Here is a 24,156-nt window from a genome sequence, read left to right on the forward strand (position 1 = left end):
CGAAAAGGCCATTGAAATGACGCCGATCCTCGGCGAACTGGGGTGGGAAGAGAAACACTCGTTCAATGGCCTGCTGTCAGTGACGCCAGATGGCGGTTCACTCATGGGCGAATCCCCGGAAGTCCGCAATCTGTGGTTCTGCGAGGCGGTCTGGGTGAAGGACGGCCCGGGGGCGGGCAAGGTACTGGCAGACTGGATGACCCACGGCTCCCCTGAAATGGACCCCCACAGTATTGATATCGCACGTCATTATCCGCTGCAGAAAACACCGGACTACGTGTATAACCGCTGCTACGAAACAGCCAAAAAAATCTACACCCCGGCCGTTCACCCCCGTGAGCCCTACCTTACCGGTCGCAAGATGAGAACCAGCCCTTTCTACCTGCGGGAAGTCGGTCTGGGTGCTTACTTCATGGAGGCCGCGGGCTGGGAGCGCGCCCACGGTTATGCGGTCAACGAGTCCACCCTGCTGGCGAAATATCGCGACCGGATCCCGGTGCGGGAACACGAATGGGATGCCCGGCACTTCTGGGAGGTTTCCAACGCCGAGCAGCTTGAGATGAGCGAATCCGTGGGTATGATCAACCTCTCCCATTTCGCCATCTTTGACATCTCCGGCGCCGACGCAGAAGCCCTGCTGGAATATCTGTCCGTTGCCAAAGTCGGCGGTACCACGCCCCACGGCAAAGGTGTCTACACCCATTTCCTCGACGAGCGCGGGGGCGTACGTTCCGACCTGACCATCATTCGTCGGGGCGCCCAGGACTATCGGGTCGTCTGCGGCGGTGACACCGGCCACCGCGACTACTGCTGGATCACCCGTATGGCCCGAGAGAAGGGGCTGGACAACATCCAGGTGCATGACCGCACGGACGAACTGGCGACCCTCGGCCTCTGGGGTCCCAAGGCCCGGGAGACACTGGCCCAGTTCGTTACCGACCCGGACCAGTTGTCCGCGGACAATTTCCCGTTTGCCACCGCCCGGGAACTGAACATTCAAGGGGTCCCGATCTGGGCCTTCCGGATTTCCTACGTTGGCGAGCAGGGCTGGGAGCTCTATTTCCCCTTCAGCTATGGCCTGAGAATCTGGGACCTTCTCTACGATGCGGGCGTTACGCCGGTGGGCATAGAAACCTACGCCAATACCCGTCGCCTGGAGAAAAGCCTGCGACTGCAGAACGTGGATCTGGAAACGGAATACAATCTCTACGAAGCGGGCCTGCAGAGACCCAAGGTCAAGGAAGCTGATTTCCACGGCAAGGCCGCGTATCTGGAACAGCGGGAGTGGCCCCGGCAAGCCGCTTACCTGTGCACCATGACCATGACCGAGCACCGGGATGCCAACGGCATTCTGCGCTACCCGGTAGGCCAATGGCCGATTCTGGACCCGCAAACCGGTGAAGTCCTGGTAGATAGTCTCGGCCGCCGTTCCTACAACACCAGTGTGGCGTGGGGGCCCTCGGTGGGGAAAATCATCCTGCTCGGTTACATCCCCGCCGAGTACGCCCAGGAAGGCCGTGAACTGACCCTGGAATACTTTCAGGAGCACTACCCTGTCCGAATCGAAGCGGTGGGTTACCGGGCACTGTTTGATCCGGACAACGAGCGGGTCAAATCCTGACCGTGTTCAGATCGGAGGCGCGGCGGTCAGCATTCAATGATGTTAACCGCCAGCCCTCCCCTGGCAGTTTCCTTGTATTTATCCAGCATATCGCGACCGGTTTCCCGCATGGTGTGCAGCACCTTGTCCAGGGAAACGTAATGTTTGCCGTCACCCCTCAGGGCCATGATGGCAGCATCAATCGCTTTCACCGAGGCCATGGCATTGCGCTCGATGCAGGGAATCTGCACCAGCCCACCAATGGGGTCGCAGGTCATGCCCAGATGATGCTCGAGCGCAATCTCGGCAGCATTCTCCACCTGCTCGGGCGTGCCGCCCATGACAGCGGCAAGGCCTGCGGCAGCCATGGCCGAGGCGGAACCCACCTCGCCTTGACATCCGACTTCGGCGCCGGAGATCGAGGCATTGTGTTTGACGATCCCGCCGATGGCCGCCGCCGTCAAAAGGAAATCGCGAACGCCCTTGGCATCCGCATCCACATGGAACTTCCGCCAGTAGCGCATGACTGCCGGCACCACGCCCGCCGCGCCATTGGTCGGCGCGGTGACCACACGCCCGCCACCGGCGTTCTCTTCGTTCACCGCCATGGCGAACACAGCAAGCCAATCGTTTGCCGCTAGCGGATTGGGCTTGTTCTGGCGCCAGTCTTCATCGAGCCTTTGGTGCAATTGCCGTGCCCGGCGGCGCACATTGAGCCCACCGGGCATAACGCCCTCCTGAGAAAGCCCGCGTTCGACGCATGCTTCCATCGCCTGCCAGATACGATCGAGGCCCGCATCGAGTTCGGTCCGCTCCATCCGTGTTTCTTCGTTCGCGCGTTTCATTTCGGCAATCGAAAGACCGGTCTCGGCGGCCATGGCCAGCATTTCGCGGGCATTGGCAAAGGGGAACGGAACATCGTTGCGATCCGGCTTCTTCGTCTCCGCCTTAAGCGCCTGAAGCTCCTCTTCCGAAACGACAAAACCGCCGCCGACCGAATAATAGATTCGGCGCAGGAGCAATCGTTCGTCGGCGTCATAGGCATTAAAGGCCATGCCGTTGGCATGGCCCGGCAAAGCCTGCTTCTTGTCGAGAACGAGATCGGCTGCAGGGTCGAACCGATAGGGCGGATGCCCCTGCGGCCGCACCGTCTTTTCTGCTTCGATCGTGGCGAGTTGCTCATCCATGCGATCGGGATCGACGGTGAGCGGGTTATAACCGGCGAGGCCGAGGATCACAGCCCGATCCGTCCCGTGCCCGATACCGGTGAAGGCGAGCGAACCGTGCAGGCTAACCGAAAGCCTGTGCACCGCACTGCCGGACGGGCGCGGCCAGTCGTCGCCAGCAATCTCCGCCAAAAAGCGCTCCGCCGCCGTCATCGGCCCCATTGTGTGAGAACTAGACGGTCCGATGCCGATCTTGAAGAGGTCGAAAACGGAAAGAAACATGGGCGAATGCTCCGGGATTTAACCGCAACGAGGATTCCAGCGGTCCACGGCCGTGGGCGGCTGTCGCGCGGCACGCTCTGACGTGTTCGCGACAGGCCAAGATGTAGGTCATTTCCCCAAACAAGCAAAGGGCGCAGCGATTGCGCTGCGCCCTTCAACTTTCAAGAACCGATATTTTGCGGTTTTGCTGGTTGTTCAGCCTGCCGTGGCCACGACCGCTGCCGTTTCGGCGCCAACCAAGAGCCATGCCAGAAAGATGATTCCCGCAAGCCCGATCACTGCTTTGACGGTGACGCCCCAGCAGGATCTCTCAACGCTATCGTCCATGCATATCCCGTTTTGTTATTCGATCTCCGGGCGGGATGATCCCGACCGCCGATCTGTGACGGCGGGAGATACTCCTATGGACGCGCTTCCGCAAGACCAAAAACGGCAAAATGACGGCCCGATAACAGTTCCGATTCCCTTAAAAACGGGGCTTTCACTGCGTAATCAGTCACTTGCGCATATAAAGGAATTTTCAACAGATGTGGCTAAATACGGACATTTTTGCTGCATTGCACCATCAGACATGGAAAAGGATACTGCGATTCAGTTATCGCTTGCGTCGGGAGCCGGGAAAAACACCTCGGTTCTGCCGGCGATGCGATAGGCTGCGAGGCCGATCCACTCACGTATTCCGACCGTCACGTTGCGCAGGGAATCGAGCGCATTGTCTTCCGCGAACCCGAATTTCTCGTTGCCCACCGTCTTATAGTCCACCGGCCAGGGTGTAACCGCGAAACCTGCCCTGCGAAAGACACCCACGGCGCGGGGCATGTGGAAAGCGGAAGTGACGAGCAGCCATGTTTCACCCGCCTTAGGCTCAATGAGCCGCCTGGAGAAAACGGCGTTCTCGTGCGTGTCGCGCGCACGGTTTTCGAGGATGAGGCGCTCCGGCTCGATGCCAAGCGCCTTCATGAGCCGTGGCGCTGTTTCTGCATCGCCCTCACCGGTGAGGAAAACGGCGCCCTGCCCGCCGGAGATCAGTATTCTGGCCTGCGGGAACCGGCGCGCCAGAATGGCTGCTTCCACGAAACGATCGCCGCTGGAATTGAGCTCGTGACCGCCGCGCGCCAGATTGATGGAGCCTTCCAGTCCCCCGCCCAGCACAACAATGCCTTCAACCGCCTCGGGCAAGGAGTTGGGCTTTGAGAAACGATCTTCGAGCGGCCCGAGAATAAGTGCGCCAAGTGTCGTCCACGCGGACACAAAAAGCACAAGAAAGGAAAGAGCGCCCGCCGTCATGAACAGGCGGCGACGGCCGAAGAAGGCCAAAAGAAGCGAAACCGCGATCAAGATTGCGGCAAGGCTGAGCGGCTGTAGAAACAACCAGCCAACTGCGGAAACGATATGGAACATGCCGCAGCCCTTCGTTCACGAAACGAGCCGCTCCATGGGCGTTACCACCATTGCGCCGGCGCAAAGCGCCCCGCAGACTGTTCGATCACATGCGCGGTTCGGAAAAGCGTTTCTTCGTCGAACGGCTTGCCGATGAGTTGCAGTCCGAGCGGCAGCCCCTTCGCGTCGAGACCGGCCGGTACGGCAATGCCCGGTAGGCCGGCCATGTTCACCGTCACGGTAAAAATGTCGTTCAGGTACATCTTGACCGGATCCGACGCCATGTCCTGATCGGCGACGCCGAAGGCGGCCGACGGGGTCGCCGGCGTCAGGATCGTATCCACGCCCTGATCGAAGACCTGCTCGAAATCGCGCTTGATGAGCGTGCGCACCTTCTGTGCCTTCAGATAATAAGCGTCGTAATAGCCGGCCGAGAGCACATAAGTGCCGATCATGATGCGGCGCTTGACCTCGCGGCCGAAACCGGCGGCGCGGGTTTGCTCATACATATCGGCAATGTCCTTGCCAGGTACGCGCAAGCCATAGCGCACCCCGTCATAGCGCGCGAGGTTCGACGACGCCTCGGCGGGGGCGACGATGTAGTATGCCGGCAGCGCGTATTTGGTATGCGGCAGCGAGATGTCGACGATCTCCGCGCCCGCTTCGCGCATCCATTCGATGCCCTTTGCCCATAGCGCCTCGATTTCTTCCGGCATGCCTTCCATGCGGTATTCACGCGGTATGCCGATCTTCATTCCTTTGACGGACTGACCGATGGTCGCTTCGTAATCCGGCACTGGCAAATCGACGGACGTCGTGTCCTTGCTGTCGACCGAGGCCATGGATTTCAGAAGGATCGCGGCATCGCGCACGTCGCGGGCAATGGGTCCTGCCTGATCAAGCGAGGAGGCGAAGGCCACCGTGCCCCAGCGCGAGCAACGGCCATAAGTCGGCTTGATGCCGACTGTGCCTGTGAAGGCGGCAGGTTGACGGATCGAGCCGCCGGTGTCGGTGGCTGTGGCCCCGGCGCACAGGAGTGCGGCGACTGCGGCGGCCGATCCGCCCGAGGAGCCGCCCGGCACCAGATCGGCGTTGGAGCCTTCGGCGCGCCACGGATTGATGACCGGTCCGTAATAGGAGGTCTCGTTGGACGAACCCATTGCGAACTCGTCCATGTTGAGCTTACCGAGCATCACCGCGCCGTCGGTCCAGAGATTGGCCGTGACGGTAGACTCGTATTTCGGCTCGAAGCCGTCGAGAATATGGCTCGCAGCCTGGGTGTGAACGTCTTCGGTTGCGAACAGGTCCTTGATGCCCAGCGGTATGCCTTCGAGCGGCCCCGCCTCACCCTTGGCGATCCTCTCGTCGCTCGCCCTGGCCATGGCGCGGGCCTTGTCATGCGTGACGGCGACATAGGCGTTGAGCTTGTCGTTGGCCGTGTCGATGGCCGAAAGATAGGCCTCCGTCAGTTCGCTGGCGGTAAAAGCCTTGGCGGTCAACTTCTCGCGCGCTTCTGCAATGGTGAGTTTGGTGAGCTCTGTCATGGAAAGTCCGTGAAAATCCGTCGGCCTCTCGGGGCAAATGGGTTTGAAAGCGGATGAAGGCTTCTATTCGACCACCTTCGGAACGACGAAGAAATTGTCTTCCGAAGCCGGCGCATTGGCAACGATGTCGTCGGCCTTGTCGCCGTCGGTAACCGCGTCCTCCCGCTTTTTCATCGCCATCGGGATAACGGACGTCATAGGCTCGATGCCCTCGACATCCACTTCGTTCAATTGCTCGACGAAACCGAGAATGGCGTTCAGTTCGCCGGTCATGCGCTCGGCATCCGCATCGTCAACGGCGATGCGGGAAAGGCGCGCAACACGCTTCACGGTATCGATGTCCACGGACATGGTTTTCTCCAGGCGCTTATTGGCTGCGCCACGGCTATAATCGGCGCGCGAGCGGCGTGCAACCGCCAACGCACTGACACGCACCGGATTTGCTATAACGAAATGGTCTCGCCGACCTTTAGCACAGGCACATTAACGCCCGAACCCTCCATCCCGTCGACGAATTTTTGAGCGGTCTGGTCGATGATGGGAAAGGTGCCGAAATGGCAGGGCAACACGGTTTCGAACTTGAAGTAGCGCCGGCAAGCGAGTGCCGCGACCGCGCCGCCCATGGTGAACCGGTCGCCGACGGGCACGAGACCGATGTCAGGCTGGTGCAGTTCCTGGATCAGCGCCATGTCGCCGAAAATATCCGTATCGCCCATATGATAGAGTGTCTTGTCGCCGGGAAAGTGAAGCACGAGACCGGCGGGGTTCCCCAGATAGGTGTTCGCGCCACCCTTGCCTGCAGTCGACGAGGAATGCAGCGCGTTGACAAATGTGGTGGTGAAACCGCCACAATCGACCGTGCCACCGTGATTGCCTGGGTTGATGCAGTTCTCATCGACGCCCTTGCCGACAAGGAATTGACATATCTCGAAATTGGCGACCAGCATGGCACCGGTTTTCTTCAGAATCTCGGCGCTATCACCGATATGATCGTCGTGGCCGTGGGTGAGCAACACATGTGTCACCTTCTCCGCCGGTCCTTCCCATCCCTCGCTCCAGGAGGGATTCCCGCTCAGAAACGGATCGATCAGGATATGCGCATCACCTGCATCCACGCGAAACGTTGAATGGCCGTACCAGGTCAGGTCCATGGAATTGTCCTCCTTGCTTGTGTGACGCCGTCAGCTCCGCGCGTTTGCTGTTCTCGCGTGTCGGCTGCTTTTCGTGTAATCGCTGCGACGCTAAAATGATCCATAGTCGTAATCGGAGTGTACAGTTTTGTCAGTGGTCGACCTGCCGCAACTCCCCGCTTTTCTCGTTGCCGGCCAGACGCTGGCCGGGATCGATCTGGGGACCAAGACGATCGGCCTTTCGGTTTCCGACCGGGGCCTGTCGCTGGCGACACCCCGACCCGTCATACACCGCAGAAAATTCACGCAGGACGCCGAGGCATTGATCGCAGCCTGCGCTAGAGACAATGTCGGCGGCATTGTCATCGGGCTGCCGGTCAATATGGATGGCAGCGAAGGTCCCCGCGCGCAGTCGACACGCGCCTTCATTCGTAATCTGGAGCGGCTCACCCGGTTGCCCGTTGCCTTCTGGGACGAACGCATGTCGACGGTCGCCGCCGAGCGGGCACTGCTGGAAATGGATGTATCGCGAAGGAAACGGGCGGAGCGCATCGATTCGGCCGCCGCCGCCTTCATTCTTCAGGGAGCGCTGGACAGATTGCGCGCTTCGGCAACGGCCTCGCCGGAGCGATAGGCGGCGCGTTTCTCCTTGAACCAGGCCCAAAGGGCACGGCGTCGCCGAAAGGCGATTATTCCCAGAAGAATGAAACTATCGAGCACGCAGGCCCGTGCGACCATGCCGGGAATGATGGTTGGATCGATCCCGAGAATGTTGCCGTAAATCCGGAACAGCAGATCGTTCATATCTCGGCTCAGAAAGGCAAAGCCGAAATTGATGTCGTTGTAGGATAGGCCGTACCAACCCCAGAACAGCCCCAGGGGTAACGCCCAGAAGATCAGCAAGTAACGCATTATGGGCTCCTGTCGTCATTGGCGGGCGGCGCAATTTGTAAACGATGCGGACGTGCAAGGCGCGCCACCAGCGAATCGTGCGCCTGATCTGCAACGGTAAGGGTAGCAAGCGAGCCGGACTGTGCATGTGCGTCGTGGGGAGGCTCTGCCGCCATGGCGCCGCGTTCGCCCCGCAGGACCAGATGCGTTGCCAGCACAGCCAGAAATTTCATTGTGGTCGCCACAGACGGCGCGACGATGGCGCCATTCCCCGCCATGCCCGTGCGAAGCACCTCGACAAGCAGCATGGCAACGGCTCCCGAACAGGCGAGCTGTGCCACATTCTCGGTTTCCGTGCGGTTGCCCGCCTCCAGAAGCGAGACAAGCAGCATCCAGGCAAAAAGGACCGCCACGAGCGCATTGCCGAGCACGAGGCCGAGATGCCCCAGCAGACGGAGGATTTCCGGGTCGCCAGCGGTCGAACCGGTCGGCACCGCCACGCCGCCAGAAATTGCAACCGACCATGCTGCGGCGGCGAAGGCAACGGTCCAGTAGACGGACAAAAGGCTGATGAAGTTGCGGTTCATGACACTCGATCTCGGATACGAGTCACACTGGCCTTCTCGAATTGAAGCCGCAACGCTTACCAACCGTTAAGGTTAATCTTCACAGCCCTGCCGGGGACAAAGCTTTACAGGCAACCGATCCGCCACTAGCAAGAAACGCCCTTGCCCGCCGGATTTTCCATGTTCGTGATCTTTGAAAGCATTTTGCCGATCTTCCTGCTCATCGTCGCCGGCAATGTCCTGCGCCGGACGCCACTGATCAGGGAGGAAACGTGGCCCGGGCTGGAACAATTATGCTACTGGTTTCTCTACCCCGCACTGCTCTTCATATCGATCGCCAATGCGGACTTTTCGAAACTCAGGATCGACGCCCTGCTTGGCGCTCTGATGATTTCTGTTTTTGCGATGATCGTCCTCGTTCTGGCGCTGTGGCCCGTCTTCAAGGCCAGTGGGCTGGTCAGGCACGGTCAATATTCGTCCGTCTTTCAAACTGCGGTGCGCTGGAACGGCTTCATGGCACTGGCGGTGGCGCAGAAACTCTTCCCGCCAGAAGGGGCTGCAGTGGTCGCATTGGTGATGGCAACGATCATCATTCCCATCAACATCGCCTCGGTGTTTGTCGTAACACGGTTTGCCGACAGCGAAGCAGCCTGGTCCAAAGTCTTCTTTGACGTCGCGCGCAACCCGATGATCCTGGCAGCAACCGCAGCGGTTGTCCTGCGCGTCATGCCGATCGATCTATACCCGCCTCTCAACCAGACGCTCGACCTGGTTGGTCGCGCCGCGCTTGGAATGGGTCTTTTGACCATCGGTGCAAGCTTGCGCCCCGGCGATTTCATGGCTGCCAGGGCGGCGCTCTGGACATCCACGTTCCTGAAACTGATACTTTTCCCGGTGCTGATGATCTCGACCGCGCTCGTCTTCGGCGTGTCCGGCCCGGCACTCGATTATCTGGCACTGTGCGCTGCGGTTCCCACCGCCATGAACGGCTATCTTTTGGCGCGCCAGCTCGGTGGAGATGCGCCTCTTTATGCCAGCATCACCACACTGCAGACCGTGCTCGCCTTCTTTACGATTCCATTGGTTCTGACGATCGTCGCTCAGTTCGCCTCGGGGTAAAGCACGTCGAGAATGGACGCCGCATCATGGCGGGCATCGAGCATGCCGTAAGTGCTGCGCCATTGGCCGGCAAGCCGCGTCTCGATGAAGGCATCTGCGACCCTGCCCGCCCCCATGCGCTTCAGCTCGGCCGCTGCAGCGGCGAGCGCAAGCTGTTCTGTCAGGATTCGGGCCGAGCCCTCGTCCGTCTGGCAAACCCGGGCGGCGGCGGCAAGAACCTCGAGCGTCGCCCCGCCCTTCTCGCCCAGATCGTTGCCGATCGCCCCCAGAACGTCGTCGAAGAGACCGGCATTGCGATCCAGAACCCGCAGGATATCGAGCCCCATCACATTGCCAGAACCTTCCCAGATCGCGTTGACCGGGGCTTCACGATAGTGACGGGCGAGCGGCGCTTCCTCAACGTAACCGTTGCCGCCCAGGCATTCCATTGCCTCGTAAGTCACTGCAGGCGCCAGCTTGCATACCCAGTATTTCACAACCGGCGTCATGACGCGCGCGAAGGCTGCATCGCTACGGCTGTCCGCGGCTTCGTCGAAAGAACGCGCCAGCCGCATGGAGAGCGCCGTTGCCGCTGCGACGTCGAGCGCCATGTCGGCCAGCACCCGCAGCATCAGCGGCTGCTCGAACAGAGGCGCTCCAAAAACCTGTCGGTGCCGCGTGTGATGCACGGCTTCGGCCAATGCCGCGCGCATCATGCCGGCAGAACCGAGCGCACAATCGAGCCGTGTAAGCGTCACCATGTCCATAATGGTGCGGATCCCGCTACCCGGTTCGCTCACCAGCTCTCCCATCGTGCCATTAAACTCGACTTCCGAGGAGGCATTGGAGCGATTGCCGAGCTTATCTTTCAGGCGCTGGAAGCGAAGGCCATTGCCGGCGCCGTCCTCGAGCACCCTGGGAACGAGGAAACACGACAATCCCTGTTCCGCCTGTGCCAGAACCAGAAACGCATCCGACATCGGCGCCGACAAGAACCATTTATGGCCGGTCAACCGATAGATCTTGCCTTCGAGGCGTTCCGCACGCGTGGTGTTGGCGCGCACATCCGTTCCACCCTGTTTCTCCGTCATTCCCATACCGATGGTAATGCCGGTCTTCTGCGCCACGGGCTTGTTCGAATGGTCGTATTTGCGCACCGCCACACGCGGCGCCCAACGGCGGAAAAGCGTCGTGTCCGCCATCAAAGCTGCAAGCGATGCGTTCGTCATGGTAAGCGGGCAAAGGTGTCCGCATTCGAGTTGCGCGGTCAGATAAAAGCGTGCCGCCCTTACCTGATGGCGCATGCCGGCCTCGGCGTCCGTCGTTTCCCAAATCGAGGAATGCAGCCCGTTGCCAGCCGAACGGCGCATCAAAGCATGGTAGGCTGGATGATACTCAACCAGGTCGAGCCGGTTTCCGTATCGATCGTGGGTCCTCAGTTCGGGAACCTCGGAATTCGCAAGGCGCGCGAGGTCGAGCGCTTCCTGATTGCGCACGAAACGCCCAAGCGTATCGAGTTCTTTGCGCACCGGCTCGGTAAACCGCTCCCCCGCCTGCATAAGCAAAGGATCGCCCCGCCAGGCGTTTGACCCGGCGATTGGAGGCGACTGGTTGGTTACTTGGTGCGTCACGGCTTCACTCTATCACAACAACAGCGGTGCGTCGGGAATCAACGCCCTCTTAGCGTTCGATAGTTGCAAGCACACCTTGCCAATCGATGAAAGTCACCGACGCATCAAATCTGCACAGGTCGCATAAACACAAAACCTGTTATTTGTGCCGCCTTAATGGCGTTCATGCGCGATGCGCGCTTGCAGCGATTCGGACACGGGCCTATAGCAAGCTCTTGAGATGACAAACGCCTCTTTCCCTCTCTACCCTCACCGCCACCTGCTTGGCATCAAGGGGCTTTCGCCCCTCGACATCGAAACCCTTCTCGACAGAGCCGATGCGGCCGTTGCCATTTCCCGGCAACGGGAGAAAAAAACCGCAGCACTGCGCGGCCGCACACACATCAATCTCTTCTACGAAGCCTCGACACGCACGCAATCCTCGTTCGAGCTCGCCGGCAAACGCCTTGGCGCGGATGTGATGAATATGTCGGTCGCCAGCTCTTCGACCAAGAAGGGAGAGACGCTGCTCGACACCGCCATCACGCTGAACGCTATGCGCCCCGACATTCTCGTGATTCGGCACGCGGCAGCGGGTGCGGCGGCCCTGCTCGCGCAAAAGGTTTCCTGCTCCGTCGTCAATGCCGGCGATGGCGCTCACGAGCATCCCACCCAAGCCCTGCTCGACGCGCTGACCATCCGCAGAGCCAAGGGCCGGATCGGCGGGCTGACAGTGGCGATTTGCGGCGACGTTCTTCATTCGCGCGTGGCACGTTCGAACATCGTCCTGCTGAATGCTATGGGCGCGCGGGTGCGGGTCGTCGCCCCATCGACCCTGCTTCCCTCCGGGATCGAACAGATGGGCGTCGAAGCGTTTACGCGTATGGACGAGGGTCTTAAAGGAGCGGACATCGTCATGATGCTGCGCCTGCAGCGCGAGCGCATGGCGGGGTCGCTCATTCCCTCGGTGCGCGAGTATTTCCGCCATTTCGGCCTCGACTCCGAAAAACTGAAAGTTGCGAAGGACGACGTTCTCGTGATGCATCCTGGCCCCATGAACCGGGGAGTAGAGATCGCTTCGGAGATCGCCGACGGTCCTCGAAGCCTCATTCACGAGCAGGTGGAGATGGGCGTTGCGGTTCGTATGGCCGTCATGGAAGCGCTGCTCGATCCCAGGCGCAACGCCGAAGGAGGCGAGGCATGAGCGCGACGGTCTTTCAGAATGCCCGCATCGTCGACCCGGCACGCGGCATCGATGAACGGGGTTCCGTAATCGTTTCGGAAGGCGTCATCCTCGCTGCCGGCGCCGGAGCCCACAACCAGGGCCTCCCAGAAAACGCGACGATCGTCGACTGCCAGGGGCACGCCGTTCTGCCGGGGCTTGTGGATTCCCGCGTCTTCATAGGGGAACCGGGCGCAGAACACCGCGAAACCATAGCCTCGGCGAGCCGTGCCGCGGCAGCCGGCGGGGTTACCTCCGTTATCATGATGCCCGACACCACACCCGTTATAGACGACGTGGCTTTGGTGGAATTCGTCAAACGCACCGCGCACGAAACCGCGATCGTAAACGTGTTTCCCGCCGCATCGGTCACCAAAGGCTTTGCCGGAACGGAGCTCTCGGAATTCGGGCTTTTGCACGAGGCGGGCGCTGTAATGCTGACCGAAGGCCGTTCCACGATCGCCAATGCTTTGGTGATGCGCCGAGCCCTTACCTACGCTCGCGATCATGACATCACCATCGCGCATGAGACACAGGACCCGAATCTTGCCTCTTCTGGCGTCATGAACGAGGGGCTGTTTGCAAGCTGGCTGGGATTGCCGGGCATTCCACGCGAAGCCGAGAGCATTCCGCTCACCCGCGATCTGATGCTGGCCGGATTGACAGGTGGCCGCTATCACGCAGCGAAGATTTCCACCGCTCTGTCGGCAGAGGCGATCACCCGCGCCAAGAACGCCGGCGCGGATGTCAGCGCCGGCGTGTCGATCAACCATCTTACGCTAAACGAAAACGACATCGGCGATTACCGCACCTTCTTCCGGCTTTCGCCACCACTGCGCACCGAGGATGACCGGCTCGCCATGGTGGAAGCGCTGAAAACGGGAGCGATCGACGTCGTCGTTTCCTCGCACGATCCGCAAGATGTGGACACGAAACGCCTTCCCTTCGCCGAAGCCGAAGCTGGAGCCATCGGGCTCGAAACGCTTCTCGCGGCGGCCTTGCGTCTCCACCACAATGGTGATCTGCCGCTGATGCGCCTTGTCGAATGCCTTTCCACTGCGCCGGCGCGCCTTTTTGGCCTACCTGGCGGCTCCTTGAAGTCGGGCGCGCCGGCCGACCTTGTGCTGGTCGATCTTGACGCACCCTGGATCGTGCGCGAGGCGGAAATCCGTTCGCTTTCGAAGAACACCTGTTTCGAGGGTGCGCGAATGCAGGGGCGGGTCTTGCAAACAATGGTTGCAGGCCGCACAGTATACACGGCCTAGGATCGGCAGATAACCGGTCGAAGACTTGGGGGAAAGAGCCGAATGCCGGATCCCATCAGTTGGCAGCTAGCCCTGCCCTATCTCATTGCCGCGCTGGTCTTCGGATATCTGCTGGGCTCGATTCCTTTCGGTCTCGTCGTCACGCGGTTGGCCGGTCTCGGCGATGTGCGCAAGATCGGCTCAGGCAATATCGGCGCGACCAATGTGCTGCGTACCGGCAACAAAAAGCTCGCCGCCCTGACACTTCTGGGCGATGCGCTAAAGGGCACCGTTGCCGTTCTTCTGGCCGGCCTCTACGGTCCCGACCAAGCCCTTGCGGCCGGTCTGGGGGCGTTTCTGGGACACCTGTTTCCAGTCTGGCTCGGTTTTCGCGGGGGCAAGGGTGTGGCGACCTATATCGGCGCCATGCTGGCGATCAACTGGCCGGTGGGTGTGATCTTTTGCGCCGTCTGGCTGTTCATCACCCGTTACTCTTCGCTCTCCGCTCTGGTCGCGGCTGTCGCAGTGCCGACAGGCCTCTATCTGCTCGGCCATATTCAGGCAGCCGAACTCTTCGTGCTCATGAGCCTGATTGTCTTCATCAAACACCGCACCAACATCTCTCGACTGATCGCCGGTACGGAAACACGCATCGGGGGAAAAGGGTGATGAACGCGCCCGGGGCCGGGGTCGAGCTGAGCGATCGGCAACGTCTCGCCTGGCTCCAGCTTCTGCGCAGCGAGAATGTGGGACCGGCGACATTCCGTCATCTCGTCAATCACTACGGTTCCGCCGAAGCCGCTCTGCAAATGGTGCCCGAACTCGCCGAGCGCGGCGGTGCAAGGCGGCGGATCGTCATCGCCTCGCCGCTGGATGCGGAACGTGAAATGGAGACAGCACGTCGACTGGGTGCCCGTTTCGTTGCCGTTGGAGAACCCGACTATCCGCCGCTCATGCGGCGCATGGATCAGCCGCCGCCTCTTCTGGCAATGAAGGGCGATCTGTCTGTCGCACGGAAACCGACAATAGCACTTGTGGGTGCACGCAATGCCTCGCTCACAGGCATGAAGATGGGCAGACAACTGGCGGCTGCGCTCGGCAATGCCGGGTTTTCGGTTGCTTCAGGGCTGGCGCGTGGCATTGACGCGGCCGCGCATCAGGGCAGCCTCGACACGGGCACGATCGCCGCGCTCGCCGGTGGGCTGGATAAGCCTTACCCGCCTGAAAACATCGCCCTTCTGGAACAAATCGTGGAACGTGGCGCCGTCATCAGCGAGATGCCTTTCGGATGGACACCGCGAGCGCGCGACTTTCCGCGCCGCAATCGCCTTGTCGCCGGCATTGCGTTCGGTCTCGTAGTGGTTGAGGCCGCCAAGCGCTCCGGCTCGCTGATAAGTGCCAGGTTGGCTGGTGAGATGGGGCGGCTGGTTTTCGCCGTGCCGGGATCGCCATACGACCCACGCGCTGGCGGCACGAACGCACTGCTGAAAGACGGCGCGATTCTCGTTACCGAAGCTGACGATATCATCTCCCAGATCGCACCATTGCTGGACAATCCGTTACAGAAACCGGAAAGTTTCGAAGAACCGCCATCTTTCTCCGATGCGCAGCCTCCGAGCGACAGCGACCGAGATCGGATTGTACAAGCCCTGGGGCCGAGCCCCGTGCTGATCGACGATATTATACGCCATACCGGACTTCACCCGTCGCAGGTATTGACGGTGCTTCTCGAACTCGACCTGGCGGGCCGTCTGGAAAGGCATTCAGGAAGCGCGGTTTCCCTTCTTCCCGTCGACCTCTAGGCTGAGCACGTTTCTCTGCAGACGGTGCGGACGATCGCCGCGAATAATGTCGCTCGCTTCCAGATAGGCCATCTCGATCATGTAGGCGAGCATGTCGTAACGCTCCGCGAGCGCCATGGTCCGCAGTTGCCCGAGCAGTGCCTGCATATAGTCGAGCGACTCGGTTCGCCCTCCGACGGCTCTTCCCCCCGTAGAATATTCGCCCATCCGCAGACACTCCCTTTCAGCGTGCGGCACCCCTTTTTGCGTTGCCCGAACTTTGCCTGCTTCCCCGGTATTTCTCCATTAAGGACCCAAATGAACTATACACACCCTTATAAACAAATAAACGATAAATTTACGATAAACGAAAACCTGTCCACAGAGACGTCATAGCGGACGAAATTCCCATTTGCCCTTGACCGGACGATAAAGCACGGCCATTTGACGAGGCTGGATTCGTTCAAAATGCGAGGCGCCGCGACAAGCCGGATGCCTGCGGGGAAATCTAGAAGCTTATGGATCTCGTTATCGTCGAGTCGCCGGCCAAGGCGAAAACCATCAACAAATATCTGGGCTCGAACTACAAGGTTCTGGCCTCGTTCGGGCATGTGCGCGACCTTCCCCCAAAGGACGGCTCCGTGCGTCCCGACGAAGACTTCGCCATGTCTTGGAGCGTGGACAGCCCTTCTTCAAAACGGTTGAGCGACATCGCCAAGGCCGTGAAAGAGGCCGATAGCCTCATCCTTGCCACCGACCCCGACCGCGAGGGCGAGGCCATTTCCTGGCACGTTCTGGAGGTCCTCAAACAGAAGAAAGCGTTGAAGGACAAGCCGGTTCGCCGCGTTGTCTTCAATGCCATTACCAAGAAAGCGGTCCTCGATGCGCTGGCCCATCCGCGCGAGGTCGATGCACCGCTGGTGAATGCTTACCTCGCCCGCCGCGCGCTCGACTACCTGGTCGGCTTCACGCTGTCGCCGGTTCTGTGGCGCAAACTGCCCGGCGCCCGCTCGGCAGGCCGTGTTCAATCGGTTGCGCTTCGGCTCGTTTGCGACCGCGAGGCGGAGATCGAGCGGTTTATTCGCGAGGACTATTGGCAGATCGCCGCCAGGCTGGCGACCCCCCGCGACGAAAACTTCGAAGCCCGCTTGACGGCTGTCGACGGCAAGAAGCTGCAGAAGCTCGATATCAAGAGCCAGGAGCAGGCCGACGACATCAAGGCGATGCTTGAAGGTGCCTCCTTCAAGGCGATCTCCGTGGAGGCAAAGCCCACGCGGCGCAATCCCGCACCGCCCTTTACCACCTCCACCCTGCAGCAAGCCGCGTCTTCGCGCCTCGGTTTCGGGGCGTCGCGCACGATGCAGGTGGCGCAGCGTCTTTACGAAGGCATTGATATCGGCGGTGAAACCACCGGTCTCATCACCTATATGCGTACCGATGGCGTGCAAATGGCGCCCGAGGCACTCGACCAGGCTCGCAAGGCGATCGGCGCTGAATTCGGCGAGCGCTATCTGCCCGAAAAGCCGCGCTTTTATTCTGTCAAAGCCAAGAATGCGCAGGAAGCCCACGAGGCAATTCGCCCCACCGATTTCGCGCGCACGCCCGATCAGGTGCGCCGTTATCTCGATGCGGATCAGGCCCGTCTCTACGAGATCATCTGGAAGCGCGCCATTGCCAGCCAGATGCAGCCGGCGGAGATCGAGCGGACGACGGTCGAGATCGTGGCCGAGAATGGCGGCCGCAATGCAGCGCTGCGCGCCGTTGGCTCCGTGATCCGTTTCGACGGTTTCCTTGCTGCATACGCAATCGACAAGGACGAGAACGCCGAGGACGAGGAAAGCCGCCGCCTGCCCGAGATTCACGAAGGCGAAGCGCAAACGCGCGAAGCCATCGACGTCACCAAACACACCACAGAGCCACCGCCGCGCTATTCCGAAGCCTCGCTCATCAAGAAGATGGAAGAACTTGGCATTGGCCGCCCCTCCACCTATGCGGCGACGCTAAAGACACTCGAAGATCGCGACTATGTGACGATCGAGAAGCGCAAGCTCATGCCCCAGGCGAAGGGACGTCTGGTAACGGCATTCCTTGAAAACTTCTTCGAGCGCTATGTCGAATACGACTTTACCGCCAGCCTTGAAGAGAAGCTCGACAAGATCTCCGACGGCCAGCTTTCCTGGAAAGACGTGCTGCGCGATTTCTGGCAGGATTTCTCCGGCCATGTCGACGAGATCAAGGAATTGCGCGTCACCAACGTTCTCGATGCACTGAATGAGGAACTCGCCCCGCTTGCCTTCCCGGCCAAGGACGACGGAACCGATCCCCGCGCCTGCCCGCGCTGCGGGACCGGCCAGCTTTCCTTGAAGCTCGGCCGTCACGGCGCATTTGTCGGCTGTTCCAATTATCCCGAATGTGGCTTTACGCGGCAATTCGGCGAAGCCGGTAATGGCGAGAATGGCGAGAATGGCCTCGATGGTGACAAGGCGCTCGGCAAGGACCCGCACACCGAAGAAGAGATCGCCTTGCGCTCCGGCCGTTTTGGCCCCTATGTGCAGCGTGGCGAGGGCAAGGAAGCCAAGCGCGCCGGCCTGCCGAAGGGCTGGGCGCCCGATTCCATGGATATCGAGAAAGCCCTGGCCCTTCTATCGCTGCCGCGCGATGTCGGTCAGCATCCCGAATCCGGCAAGATGATCTCCGCAGGCATCGGCCGCTACGGCCCTTTTTTGCTGCACGACGGTGCTTACGCTAATCTGGAGAGCGTCGAGGACGTTTTCTCCATTGGCCTTAATCGCGCTGTCACTGTCATAGCCGAGAAGAAGGCGAAGGGCGGGCGAGGACGTTCCACCCCCGCTGCGCTGAAGGAACTTGGCGATCATCCTGACGAGGGCGGCAAGATCACCGTTCGCGACGGGCGTTACGGGCCCTACGTCAACCATGGCAAGATCAACGCCACACTTCCCAAGGGCAAGGAGCCGATGGATGTGACGCTTGATGAAGCGGTGCAATTGATCGCCGCCAAAGCCGCCAAGGGTGGTAAGAAGAAGGCGCCTGCCAAGAAAAAGCCGGCGACGAAGAAGACGACGGCTGCGGCCAAAAAGAAAACCGCGGCCAAGAAAGAGGAATAACGCCTTGGCGCGCAGCATTTCCGGCAAGTCCAGGTCCAAGCCTCGTGCCGCCGGTGCCGAAGGCAAGGTCGGCGCAAAGCTTCCAACCCGGGACGAAGTGCTGCGCTTCATCACCGACAATCCCGACCGGACGTCGAAGCGCGACATTGCCAAGGCATTCGGTCTCAAGGGCGGTGACCGTATCTGGCTGAAAGACATCCTGCGCGAACTGCAGGACGAGGGCCTGCTGAGGAAGTCCCGCAAGCGGCTTCTGCGCCCCGGCGCGCTTCCGCATGTGGTCGTGCTCGATATCTTTTCGCGCGATGCTTCCGGTGCGTTGCTCGCCCGCCCAGCCGAAAAAGCCGAGCGGGACGAAGGCGAAGGTCCCCTGCCCGTGGTGGAAATCCGCACACAGAAGAGCGGCAAGACCGCCGGCATCGGCGACCGCGTCCTAACGCGTGTCTTCCCGACGGAAAGCAAAGACGGTCCGGCTTATACCGGCCGCGTCATGAAGGTCTTCGAAAAACGCCGGCAAAGCGTGCTCGGCGTGATCCGCAGATCGAAGGACGACGGTTTCCGAATTGAACCCGTGGAGCGCACCCAGCGTGAGCTCTTTATCGATCCTGACGATCTGAATGACGCCCAGGACGGCGATCTGGTGGAGATTGAGCCCGCTTCGGGAGGGCGATACGGACCCTCGCGCGGCAAAGTGATTTCCGTCATCGGTTCGCTTTCCAGCGAAAAGGCGGTTTCCATGATCGCCATTCACGCCCACGAGATCCCGCATATCTTCCCTGACGGGGTAATCGCCGAGGCCGAAGCCGCAAAATCCGCCACGCTTTCGGGCCGCGAAGACTGGCGCGACATGCCTCTTATCACCATAGACCCGGCGGATGCGAAAGATCATGACGACGCGGTCATGGCCGAACCCGATCGCGACGAGAAGAATCCAGGCGGCTACATAGCCACCGTCGCCATCGCCGACGTGGCGCATTATGTTCGGCACGGGTCGGCTCTCGACCGCGAGGCCGTGAAACGCGGCAATTCGGTTTACTTCCCGGACCGCGTGGTCCCGATGCTGCCTGAACGCATCTCCAACAATCTGTGTTCGCTGCGCGAGGGTGAAGCCCGCCCTGCGCTGGCGGTGCGAATGCGTTTTTCAGCCTCCGGCCGCAAGATCGCTCACAGCTTCCACCGGGTCATCATGCGCTCGGCTGCAAAACTGTCCTATCAACAAGCCCAGAGCGCAATCGACGGCAAACCGGACGACAAGAGCGAGCCGCTGCTTGAACCCGTGCTAAGACCGCTTTGGGAGGCCTATGCCGTTCTGAAGCGAGGTCGTGACGAACGCCAGCCGCTGGAACTCGACCTGCCGGAGCGCAAAATTCTTCTGAAGGAGGACGGCACCGTCAATCGCGTCGTCGTTCCGCCTCGCCTCGACGCGCACAAGCTCATCGAGGAGTTCATGGTGCAGGCCAATGTGGCGGCGGCCGAAACGCTGGAGGCCAAGCGGCAGGCACTGGTTTACCGCGTACACGACGCTCCCTCGCTCGCCAAGCAGGAAGCGTTGCGCGAGTTCTTGCGCACGTTCGAGATTTCTCTGGCGCGCGGTGCCCAGCTCAAGCCCGCACAGTTCAATGCCATTCTCGCCCGCGTGCGTGATACCGAACACGAACAACTCGTCAATGAGGTTGTTCTGCGCTCGCAAAGCCAGGCTGTCTATGCGCCCGAAAATCTCGGCCATTTCGGCCTGAACTTGCGACGCTATGCCCATTTCACATCGCCGATCCGCCGCTATGCGGACTTGATCGTCCACCGCGCCTTGATTGCGGCTCTCGGGCTCGGCAAGGACGGCCTCACGCAGGATGAGGAAGCCCGGCTTGAAGAAACCGCGGCAATGATCTCGGCCACCGAACGACGCGCTATGGCCGCCGAGCGCGACACGGTGGATCGGCTTGTTGCCGAACACCTTTCCGGTCGCCTTGGCGAAGAATTCGATGCGCGGATTTCCGGTGTTGCCAAGGCGGGGCTTTTTGTTCAGTTGCCGGATTACGGCGCAGATGGCTTCGTGCCCGTGTCCACACTGGGAGACGAATATTATATCTATGACGAAGCACGGCACGCCATGGTCGGCGAACGCAGCGGACGCGGCTTCCAGCTCGGCGACAGCGTGTCCGTCAGGCTCGTTGAAATCGCGCCGCTGGCCGGTGCAATGCGGTTCGAGATGCTGAGCAAACCCGATAAGCTGCCCGGATCGATGAAATCGCTCCATAAGGCCAAGGGCCGGCGTGGGCGCGCCACCGGCAAAAGCCGCCGCGCTACGCAAAGCAGGAGACGGTGATGGAAAAGAAGGTTTATGGCGGAGCTGCGGTCATTCCCAGGCCCGAGCGCCCTTTGATCAGCGCCATGAAGCGCGGCTTCATGGGACGCTGCCCCAATTGCGGCCAGGGCAAGCTCTTCCGCGCCTATTTGAAGACCGCCGATCATTGTTCCGAGTGCGGTGAGCATTTCCATCACCATCGCGCGGACGACCTGCCGGCCTATTTGGTAATCTTCATTGTCGGTCACGTCGTTGTCGGAGCGTTCATGGGAATGGAAGCGCTTACCGACTGGCCGGGCTGGCTGCACCTTTCAATCTGGGTGCCGATCACGCTCATCATGTCCCTTGCGCTGATCGGACCGATTAAGGGCGCGATCGTCGGGCTGCAGTGGGCCTATTACATGCACGGTTTCGGCGGCGAGGAGGATACGATGGAGTCACACCCCGAGCTACAGGAACGCCCCTAGGAGAAAGCCATGAACGAGCGGCCCAACCGCATGGACGGCCTTGACAAGGCGGCGGTCGACCGCGCCGAGGCGAAGGATTTCGCGCTTGGTGGCAGGCCGATGCGCCCACGCGATGCGGCAACGCTCATTCTGCTCGACCGCAGCGGCGACCGGGTACGGGTTCTCATGGGGCGCCGCCATCGCAAGCACGCCTTCATGCCCGGCCGCTTCGTCTTTCCCGGCGGGCGCACGGATCCGGCCGACGGCCGCATTCCGGTCGCCTCGGGCCTTCACCCGGACGAAGAGCGCCGTCTGATCGGCACCGGCGCGCGCGCAACCGCGGCGCGTGCCCGCGCTGTCGCCATGTCGGCAATCCGGGAAACCTATGAGGAAGCGGGGCTTTTGATCGGGGAAAAAGGCGCTTTCAGCACCACGGCGAAAGACTGGCAGGGTTTTGCCGCAAATGGCGTCTGTCCATCGCTCTCCGGCCTGCGATACATTGCCCGCGCGATCACTCCTCCAGGTCGCGTGCGCCGTTTCGACACCCGGTTTCTCGCCGCATGGCGAGACGATGTGGCCGTGGAACTGCCCGATGGTGGTCCCACGCATGAACTGGAAGAGCTCGTCTGGCTGCCCATTGCGGAAGCCAGGCAAACCGAGGTTCCGCTCATCACCTGCACAATCCTCGACGATCTGGAACAGCGGCTCAAAACCGACCCGGAACTGACACCCGGTGCACCGGTTCCGTTCTACGCGATGCGCTACAATCGTTTCGAGCGCAAACTGATCTGAGCCCCGGCTTCAAACAAAACTCCAGCCGAAGCGGGCGGCAACGGCGATCATGAAGATGCCGAAAGCCGTTTCGAGCTTGCGCTTGTCGAGCGCATGGGCGATCCGCACCCCTAGCGGCGCCACGAGAAGCGTTATCGGGATGATGAGCAGAACCGCGATCCAGTTCACATAGCCCGTCGAGGCAATGGGCAGGAGCGGTTCGCCCCACCCCGCCCACACATAGCCGAACAAGCCCGGTATCGAGATCAGCACGCCCACGCCCGACGATGTCGCCACGGCCTGGTGCATCGGACGATTGAAAAGCGTCATGAAGGTGTTGTTCATCACGCCGCCACCGATTCCCATCAAGGTCGAGAGGAAACCGATCAGCGTCCCGACAAGCGCGCGCACCGGATTGCCGGGTATCTGTGAACCGAGACGCCAGCGTTCGCGATTTAGAAGCAACCTGATCCCGACCAGAAAGGCAATAACGGCGAAGATGGCCCTCAATCCGCCACTTGACACATGGGCGGCCACCAAGGTTGCCAGCACGACGCCGACCGGAACGGCGACAACGAAATTTTTCAGCAGTTCCATATCCACCGCGCCATGCAGATAGTGCGACCGGAAGGAGCGCAATGATGTCGGCACGATGATGGCGAGTGAGGTCCCGACCGAGAGGTGCATGCGCACCGCCTCGTCGATCCCGACGAGGCCGAACACCTGGTAGAAGACCGGAACGAGAATCGCACCGCCGCCAATGCCGAAAAGGCCGGCCAGAACGCCCGCCACGACACCAGCCGCTGCAAGCGCGCCTGCGAACACGGCGATGTCGCCCATCGGTAGATCCATGCTGTTTTCCCCTCGCACTCGTCTCACCGTGGCTATCGTCCGCCCGGCGCAAATGCAATTCGCAAATCACTGTAAATGAGGGTGTTCAGGCTGCATCGCGCCGTGTGTTCAAATCCACCGCGGCAAAGGCCGCACGAAGAACATCCGGCTCGGCTCCGGCTCGGGGCGCCTTGCTGGACAGGATCTGGCGATAACGACGCGCACCGTCGAACCCGTGAAAAAGGCCGATCATGTGGCGGGTGACATGCGACAAACGCCCTCCGCTCTCGATATGCCGACCAGCATAGTCGGCCATCGCATCCATCAATGCGGCAAAATCCACCCGCTCCGGCTCGTCGCCGGAAAGGAACGCATCGACTCCGGCCAGAATAACCGGATTCTGATACGCCGCGCGTCCCAGCATGACACCATCGACATGTTCGAGGTGGCGCTCGGCCTCAATAAGGTTGGAAATCCCGCCATTGATGCCGATAAAGCGATCGGGATGCGCGGCCTTCAGGCGGTAGACGCGTTCATAGTCAAGCGGCGGAACCTCGCGGTTCTCCTTCGGGCTCAACCCCTGAAGCCAGGCCTTGCGCGCATGCACCCAAAGTGCGTCGGCACCGGCAGACCAAGCAGCGTCCGCCAAGGCGTCTAGCGCGATCTCGGGATCCTGTTCGTCCACTCCGATCCGGCATTTCACCGTCACCGGTAACGCCACCCGCGCCTTCATCGCCGCAACCCCGGCAGAAACCACTTCCGGCGTCTTCATAAGGCACGCACCGAACGTTCCCGACTGGACGCGGTCGGAGGGACACCCGACATTGAGGTTGATTTCGTCATAGCCGAATTCCGCCCCGATCGCCGCGGCCTCTGCAAGCTTTATCGGATCGGAGCCGCCGAGCTGCAACGCCACAGGATGCTCGCATTCATCGAAGCCAAGCAGCCGCTGGCGATCCCCATGAATCGCAGCATCCGCCACGATCATCTCCGTGTAGAGGAGCGCTCGGCGCGTCAGTCGACGATGGAAGAACCGGCAATGCCGATCCGTCCAGTCGATCATAGGGGCAACGGCAAATTTGTTTTTGTATCCAGTCATTTGCTTTGACTTATGAAACGATAACTTCATTCAGATGCACATAGCCGCAGAATGCATACTCCGCCCCATTT

General features: G+C 60.8%; 23 protein-coding genes. 12 read left to right on the top strand and 11 right to left on the bottom strand.

Translation table 11 applies throughout. The features are described from left to right. Positions 1-1,621 (top strand): glycine cleavage T C-terminal barrel domain-containing protein (locus tag QZ638_RS07600; RefSeq protein WP_295808534.1); only part of this gene is annotated, 1,621 nt, incomplete at its 5' end. A gap of 26 nt (positions 1,622-1,647) precedes the next feature. Here QZ638_RS07600 and QZ638_RS07605 read toward each other — a convergent pair. Continuing rightward, the gene (locus QZ638_RS07605) at positions 1,648-3,048 is read right to left on the bottom strand and encodes an L-serine ammonia-lyase (protein WP_295808536.1); all 1,401 of its coding nucleotides are present in this window, start codon (positions 3,046-3,048) and stop codon (positions 1,648-1,650) included. 82 nt (positions 3,049-3,130) lie between these two features. Between QZ638_RS07605 and QZ638_RS07610 the strand changes: the two genes are divergently transcribed. After that, positions 3,131-3,700, top strand: a complete 570-nt coding sequence (locus QZ638_RS07610; RefSeq protein ID WP_295808590.1) for a hypothetical protein — start codon at positions 3,131-3,133, stop codon at positions 3,698-3,700. Here QZ638_RS07610 and QZ638_RS07615 read toward each other — a convergent pair. The 4 genes from QZ638_RS07615 to QZ638_RS07630 all read right to left on the bottom strand — a co-directional run bounded on the left by QZ638_RS07615 (position 3,640) and on the right by QZ638_RS07630 (position 7,123). Beyond that, positions 3,640-4,449 (bottom strand): YdcF family protein, encoded by an 810-nt coding sequence (locus QZ638_RS07615; protein ID WP_295808538.1) that lies wholly within the window; start codon positions 4,447-4,449, stop codon positions 3,640-3,642. The two genes, QZ638_RS07610 and QZ638_RS07615, sit on opposite strands and share 61 nt — an antisense overlap. A gap of 41 nt (positions 4,450-4,490) precedes the next feature. After that, positions 4,491-5,972: an Asp-tRNA(Asn)/Glu-tRNA(Gln) amidotransferase subunit GatA gene (gatA, locus tag QZ638_RS07620; RefSeq protein ID WP_295808539.1), complete on the bottom strand. Its 1,482-nt coding sequence runs from the start codon at positions 5,970-5,972 to the stop codon at positions 4,491-4,493. Between the two features lie 63 nt (positions 5,973-6,035). Continuing rightward, on the bottom strand, positions 6,036-6,323 hold the full coding sequence (gatC, locus tag QZ638_RS07625) for an Asp-tRNA(Asn)/Glu-tRNA(Gln) amidotransferase subunit GatC (protein ID WP_295808543.1): 288 nt from the start codon (positions 6,321-6,323) through the stop codon (positions 6,036-6,038). 92 nt (positions 6,324-6,415) lie between these two features. Next, positions 6,416-7,123 (bottom strand): metal-dependent hydrolase, encoded by a 708-nt coding sequence (locus tag QZ638_RS07630; protein ID WP_295808544.1) that lies wholly within the window; start codon positions 7,121-7,123, stop codon positions 6,416-6,418. Between the two features lie 127 nt (positions 7,124-7,250). Between QZ638_RS07630 and ruvX the strand changes: the two genes are divergently transcribed. Beyond that, on the top strand, positions 7,251-7,736 hold the full coding sequence (ruvX, locus tag QZ638_RS07635) for a Holliday junction resolvase RuvX (protein WP_295808547.1): 486 nt from the start codon (positions 7,251-7,253) through the stop codon (positions 7,734-7,736). Here ruvX and QZ638_RS07640 read toward each other — a convergent pair. Together QZ638_RS07640 and QZ638_RS07645 are read right to left on the bottom strand one after the other, a co-directional pair. Further along, on the bottom strand, positions 7,682-8,014 hold the full coding sequence (locus QZ638_RS07640) for a DUF6105 family protein (RefSeq protein ID WP_295808549.1): 333 nt from the start codon (positions 8,012-8,014) through the stop codon (positions 7,682-7,684). The two genes, ruvX and QZ638_RS07640, sit on opposite strands and share 55 nt — an antisense overlap. Then, on the bottom strand, positions 8,014-8,580 hold the full coding sequence (locus tag QZ638_RS07645; protein WP_295808551.1) for a hypothetical protein: 567 nt from the start codon (positions 8,578-8,580) through the stop codon (positions 8,014-8,016). Before QZ638_RS07645 ends, QZ638_RS07640 begins: the two co-directional genes overlap by 1 nt. Before the next feature lie 159 nt (positions 8,581-8,739). Here QZ638_RS07645 and QZ638_RS07650 point away from each other — a divergent pair, with 159 nt between their 5' ends. Further along, positions 8,740-9,678 carry an AEC family transporter gene (locus QZ638_RS07650; RefSeq protein WP_295808554.1) on the top strand — a complete coding sequence of 313 codons (939 nt, stop codon included), beginning with the start codon at positions 8,740-8,742 and terminating at the stop codon, positions 9,676-9,678. Here QZ638_RS07650 and QZ638_RS07655 read toward each other — a convergent pair. Further along, complete coding sequence (locus QZ638_RS07655) at positions 9,660-11,288, bottom strand: acyl-CoA dehydrogenase family protein (RefSeq protein WP_295808556.1); 1,629 nt, start codon at positions 11,286-11,288, stop codon at positions 9,660-9,662. The two genes, QZ638_RS07650 and QZ638_RS07655, sit on opposite strands and share 19 nt — an antisense overlap. A 220-nt stretch (positions 11,289-11,508) precedes the next feature. Between QZ638_RS07655 and QZ638_RS07660 the strand changes: the two genes are divergently transcribed. The 4 genes from QZ638_RS07660 to dprA are packed head-to-tail and all read left to right on the top strand — an operon-like array spanning position 11,509 to position 15,535. Next, positions 11,509-12,471: an aspartate carbamoyltransferase catalytic subunit gene (locus QZ638_RS07660; protein WP_295808558.1), complete on the top strand. Its 963-nt coding sequence runs from the start codon at positions 11,509-11,511 to the stop codon at positions 12,469-12,471. After that, positions 12,468-13,754 carry a dihydroorotase gene (locus tag QZ638_RS07665; RefSeq protein ID WP_295808560.1) on the top strand — a complete coding sequence of 429 codons (1,287 nt, stop codon included), beginning with the start codon at positions 12,468-12,470 and terminating at the stop codon, positions 13,752-13,754. Before QZ638_RS07660 ends, QZ638_RS07665 begins: the two co-directional genes overlap by 4 nt. A 42-nt stretch (positions 13,755-13,796) precedes the next feature. Next, on the top strand, positions 13,797-14,402 hold the full coding sequence (plsY, locus tag QZ638_RS07670; RefSeq protein ID WP_295808562.1) for a glycerol-3-phosphate 1-O-acyltransferase PlsY: 606 nt from the start codon (positions 13,797-13,799) through the stop codon (positions 14,400-14,402). Then, the gene (gene dprA / locus QZ638_RS07675) at positions 14,402-15,535 is read left to right on the top strand and encodes a DNA-processing protein DprA (RefSeq protein ID WP_295808564.1); all 1,134 of its coding nucleotides are present in this window, start codon (positions 14,402-14,404) and stop codon (positions 15,533-15,535) included. Before plsY ends, dprA begins: the two co-directional genes overlap by 1 nt. On the opposite strand, the gene QZ638_RS07680 is transcribed toward dprA, so the two are convergent. Further along, the gene (locus QZ638_RS07680; RefSeq protein ID WP_295808565.1) at positions 15,497-15,742 is read right to left on the bottom strand and encodes a hypothetical protein; all 246 of its coding nucleotides are present in this window, start codon (positions 15,740-15,742) and stop codon (positions 15,497-15,499) included. The two genes, dprA and QZ638_RS07680, sit on opposite strands and share 39 nt — an antisense overlap. Positions 15,743-16,032: 290 nt before the next feature. On the opposite strand from QZ638_RS07680, the gene topA reads away from it, so the two are divergent. From topA to QZ638_RS07700, 4 genes are read left to right on the top strand one after another with little or no spacing between them, the layout of a single operon-like run. Next, a complete protein-coding gene (topA, locus tag QZ638_RS07685) occupies positions 16,033-18,639 on the top strand; it encodes a type I DNA topoisomerase (RefSeq protein ID WP_295808567.1) in 2,607 nt (868 codons plus the stop codon). A gap of 4 nt (positions 18,640-18,643) precedes the next feature. Continuing rightward, positions 18,644-20,959 (top strand): ribonuclease R, encoded by a 2,316-nt coding sequence (gene rnr / locus QZ638_RS07690; RefSeq protein ID WP_295808568.1) that lies wholly within the window; start codon positions 18,644-18,646, stop codon positions 20,957-20,959. Next, positions 20,959-21,405, top strand: coding sequence for a DUF983 domain-containing protein (locus QZ638_RS07695; RefSeq protein WP_295808570.1), 447 nt, complete (start codon positions 20,959-20,961; stop codon positions 21,403-21,405). Before rnr ends, QZ638_RS07695 begins: the two co-directional genes overlap by 1 nt. 30 nt (positions 21,406-21,435) lie before the next feature. Continuing rightward, the gene (locus tag QZ638_RS07700; RefSeq protein ID WP_295808588.1) at positions 21,436-22,176 is read left to right on the top strand and encodes an NUDIX domain-containing protein; all 741 of its coding nucleotides are present in this window, start codon (positions 21,436-21,438) and stop codon (positions 22,174-22,176) included. 9 nt (positions 22,177-22,185) lie between these two features. Here QZ638_RS07700 and QZ638_RS07705 read toward each other — a convergent pair whose 3' ends face one another. Both QZ638_RS07705 and dusA read right to left on the bottom strand, forming a co-directional pair. Further along, positions 22,186-23,007: a sulfite exporter TauE/SafE family protein gene (locus QZ638_RS07705; RefSeq protein ID WP_295808572.1), complete on the bottom strand. Its 822-nt coding sequence runs from the start codon at positions 23,005-23,007 to the stop codon at positions 22,186-22,188. 85 nt (positions 23,008-23,092) lie between these two features. After that, positions 23,093-24,085, bottom strand: a complete 993-nt coding sequence (gene dusA / locus QZ638_RS07710) for a tRNA dihydrouridine(20/20a) synthase DusA (protein WP_295808574.1) — start codon at positions 24,083-24,085, stop codon at positions 23,093-23,095. Positions 24,086-24,156: the final 71 nt, after the last annotated feature.

The sequence above is a fragment of the uncultured Nitratireductor sp. genome, from assembly GCF_913053745.1.
Lineage (GTDB): Bacteria > Pseudomonadota > Alphaproteobacteria > Rhizobiales > Rhizobiaceae > Nitratireductor.

Excerpts from the sequence above, each read along its gene's own strand:
- QZ638_RS07630 (WP_295808544.1), bottom strand. The coding sequence starts at position 7,123 with ATGGACCTGACCTGGTACGGCCATTCAACGTTTCGCGTGGATGCAGGT.
- QZ638_RS07700 (WP_295808588.1), top strand. The coding sequence starts at position 21,436 with ATGGACGGCCTTGACAAGGCGGCGGTCGACCGCGCCGAGGCGAAGGAT.
- gatC (WP_295808543.1), bottom strand. The coding sequence starts at position 6,323 with ATGTCCGTGGACATCGATACCGTGAAGCGTGTTGCGCGCCTTTCCCGC.
- QZ638_RS07645 (WP_295808551.1), bottom strand. The coding sequence starts at position 8,580 with ATGAACCGCAACTTCATCAGCCTTTTGTCCGTCTACTGGACCGTTGCC.
- topA (WP_295808567.1), top strand. The coding sequence starts at position 16,033 with ATGGATCTCGTTATCGTCGAGTCGCCGGCCAAGGCGAAAACCATCAAC.
- plsY (WP_295808562.1), top strand. The coding sequence starts at position 13,797 with ATGCCGGATCCCATCAGTTGGCAGCTAGCCCTGCCCTATCTCATTGCC.
- QZ638_RS07680 (WP_295808565.1), bottom strand. The coding sequence starts at position 15,742 with ATGGGCGAATATTCTACGGGGGGAAGAGCCGTCGGAGGGCGAACCGAG.
- dprA (WP_295808564.1), top strand. The coding sequence starts at position 14,402 with ATGAACGCGCCCGGGGCCGGGGTCGAGCTGAGCGATCGGCAACGTCTC.
- QZ638_RS07695 (WP_295808570.1), top strand. The coding sequence starts at position 20,959 with ATGGAAAAGAAGGTTTATGGCGGAGCTGCGGTCATTCCCAGGCCCGAG.
- gatA (WP_295808539.1), bottom strand. The coding sequence starts at position 5,972 with ATGACAGAGCTCACCAAACTCACCATTGCAGAAGCGCGCGAGAAGTTG.
- QZ638_RS07615 (WP_295808538.1), bottom strand. The coding sequence starts at position 4,449 with ATGTTCCATATCGTTTCCGCAGTTGGCTGGTTGTTTCTACAGCCGCTC.
- QZ638_RS07640 (WP_295808549.1), bottom strand. The coding sequence starts at position 8,014 with ATGCGTTACTTGCTGATCTTCTGGGCGTTACCCCTGGGGCTGTTCTGG.
- QZ638_RS07650 (WP_295808554.1), top strand. The coding sequence starts at position 8,740 with ATGTTCGTGATCTTTGAAAGCATTTTGCCGATCTTCCTGCTCATCGTC.
- dusA (WP_295808574.1), bottom strand. The coding sequence starts at position 24,085 with ATGACTGGATACAAAAACAAATTTGCCGTTGCCCCTATGATCGACTGG.
- QZ638_RS07660 (WP_295808558.1), top strand. The coding sequence starts at position 11,509 with ATGACAAACGCCTCTTTCCCTCTCTACCCTCACCGCCACCTGCTTGGC.
- QZ638_RS07605 (WP_295808536.1), bottom strand. The coding sequence starts at position 3,048 with ATGTTTCTTTCCGTTTTCGACCTCTTCAAGATCGGCATCGGACCGTCT.
- QZ638_RS07705 (WP_295808572.1), bottom strand. The coding sequence starts at position 23,007 with ATGGATCTACCGATGGGCGACATCGCCGTGTTCGCAGGCGCGCTTGCA.
- QZ638_RS07665 (WP_295808560.1), top strand. The coding sequence starts at position 12,468 with ATGAGCGCGACGGTCTTTCAGAATGCCCGCATCGTCGACCCGGCACGC.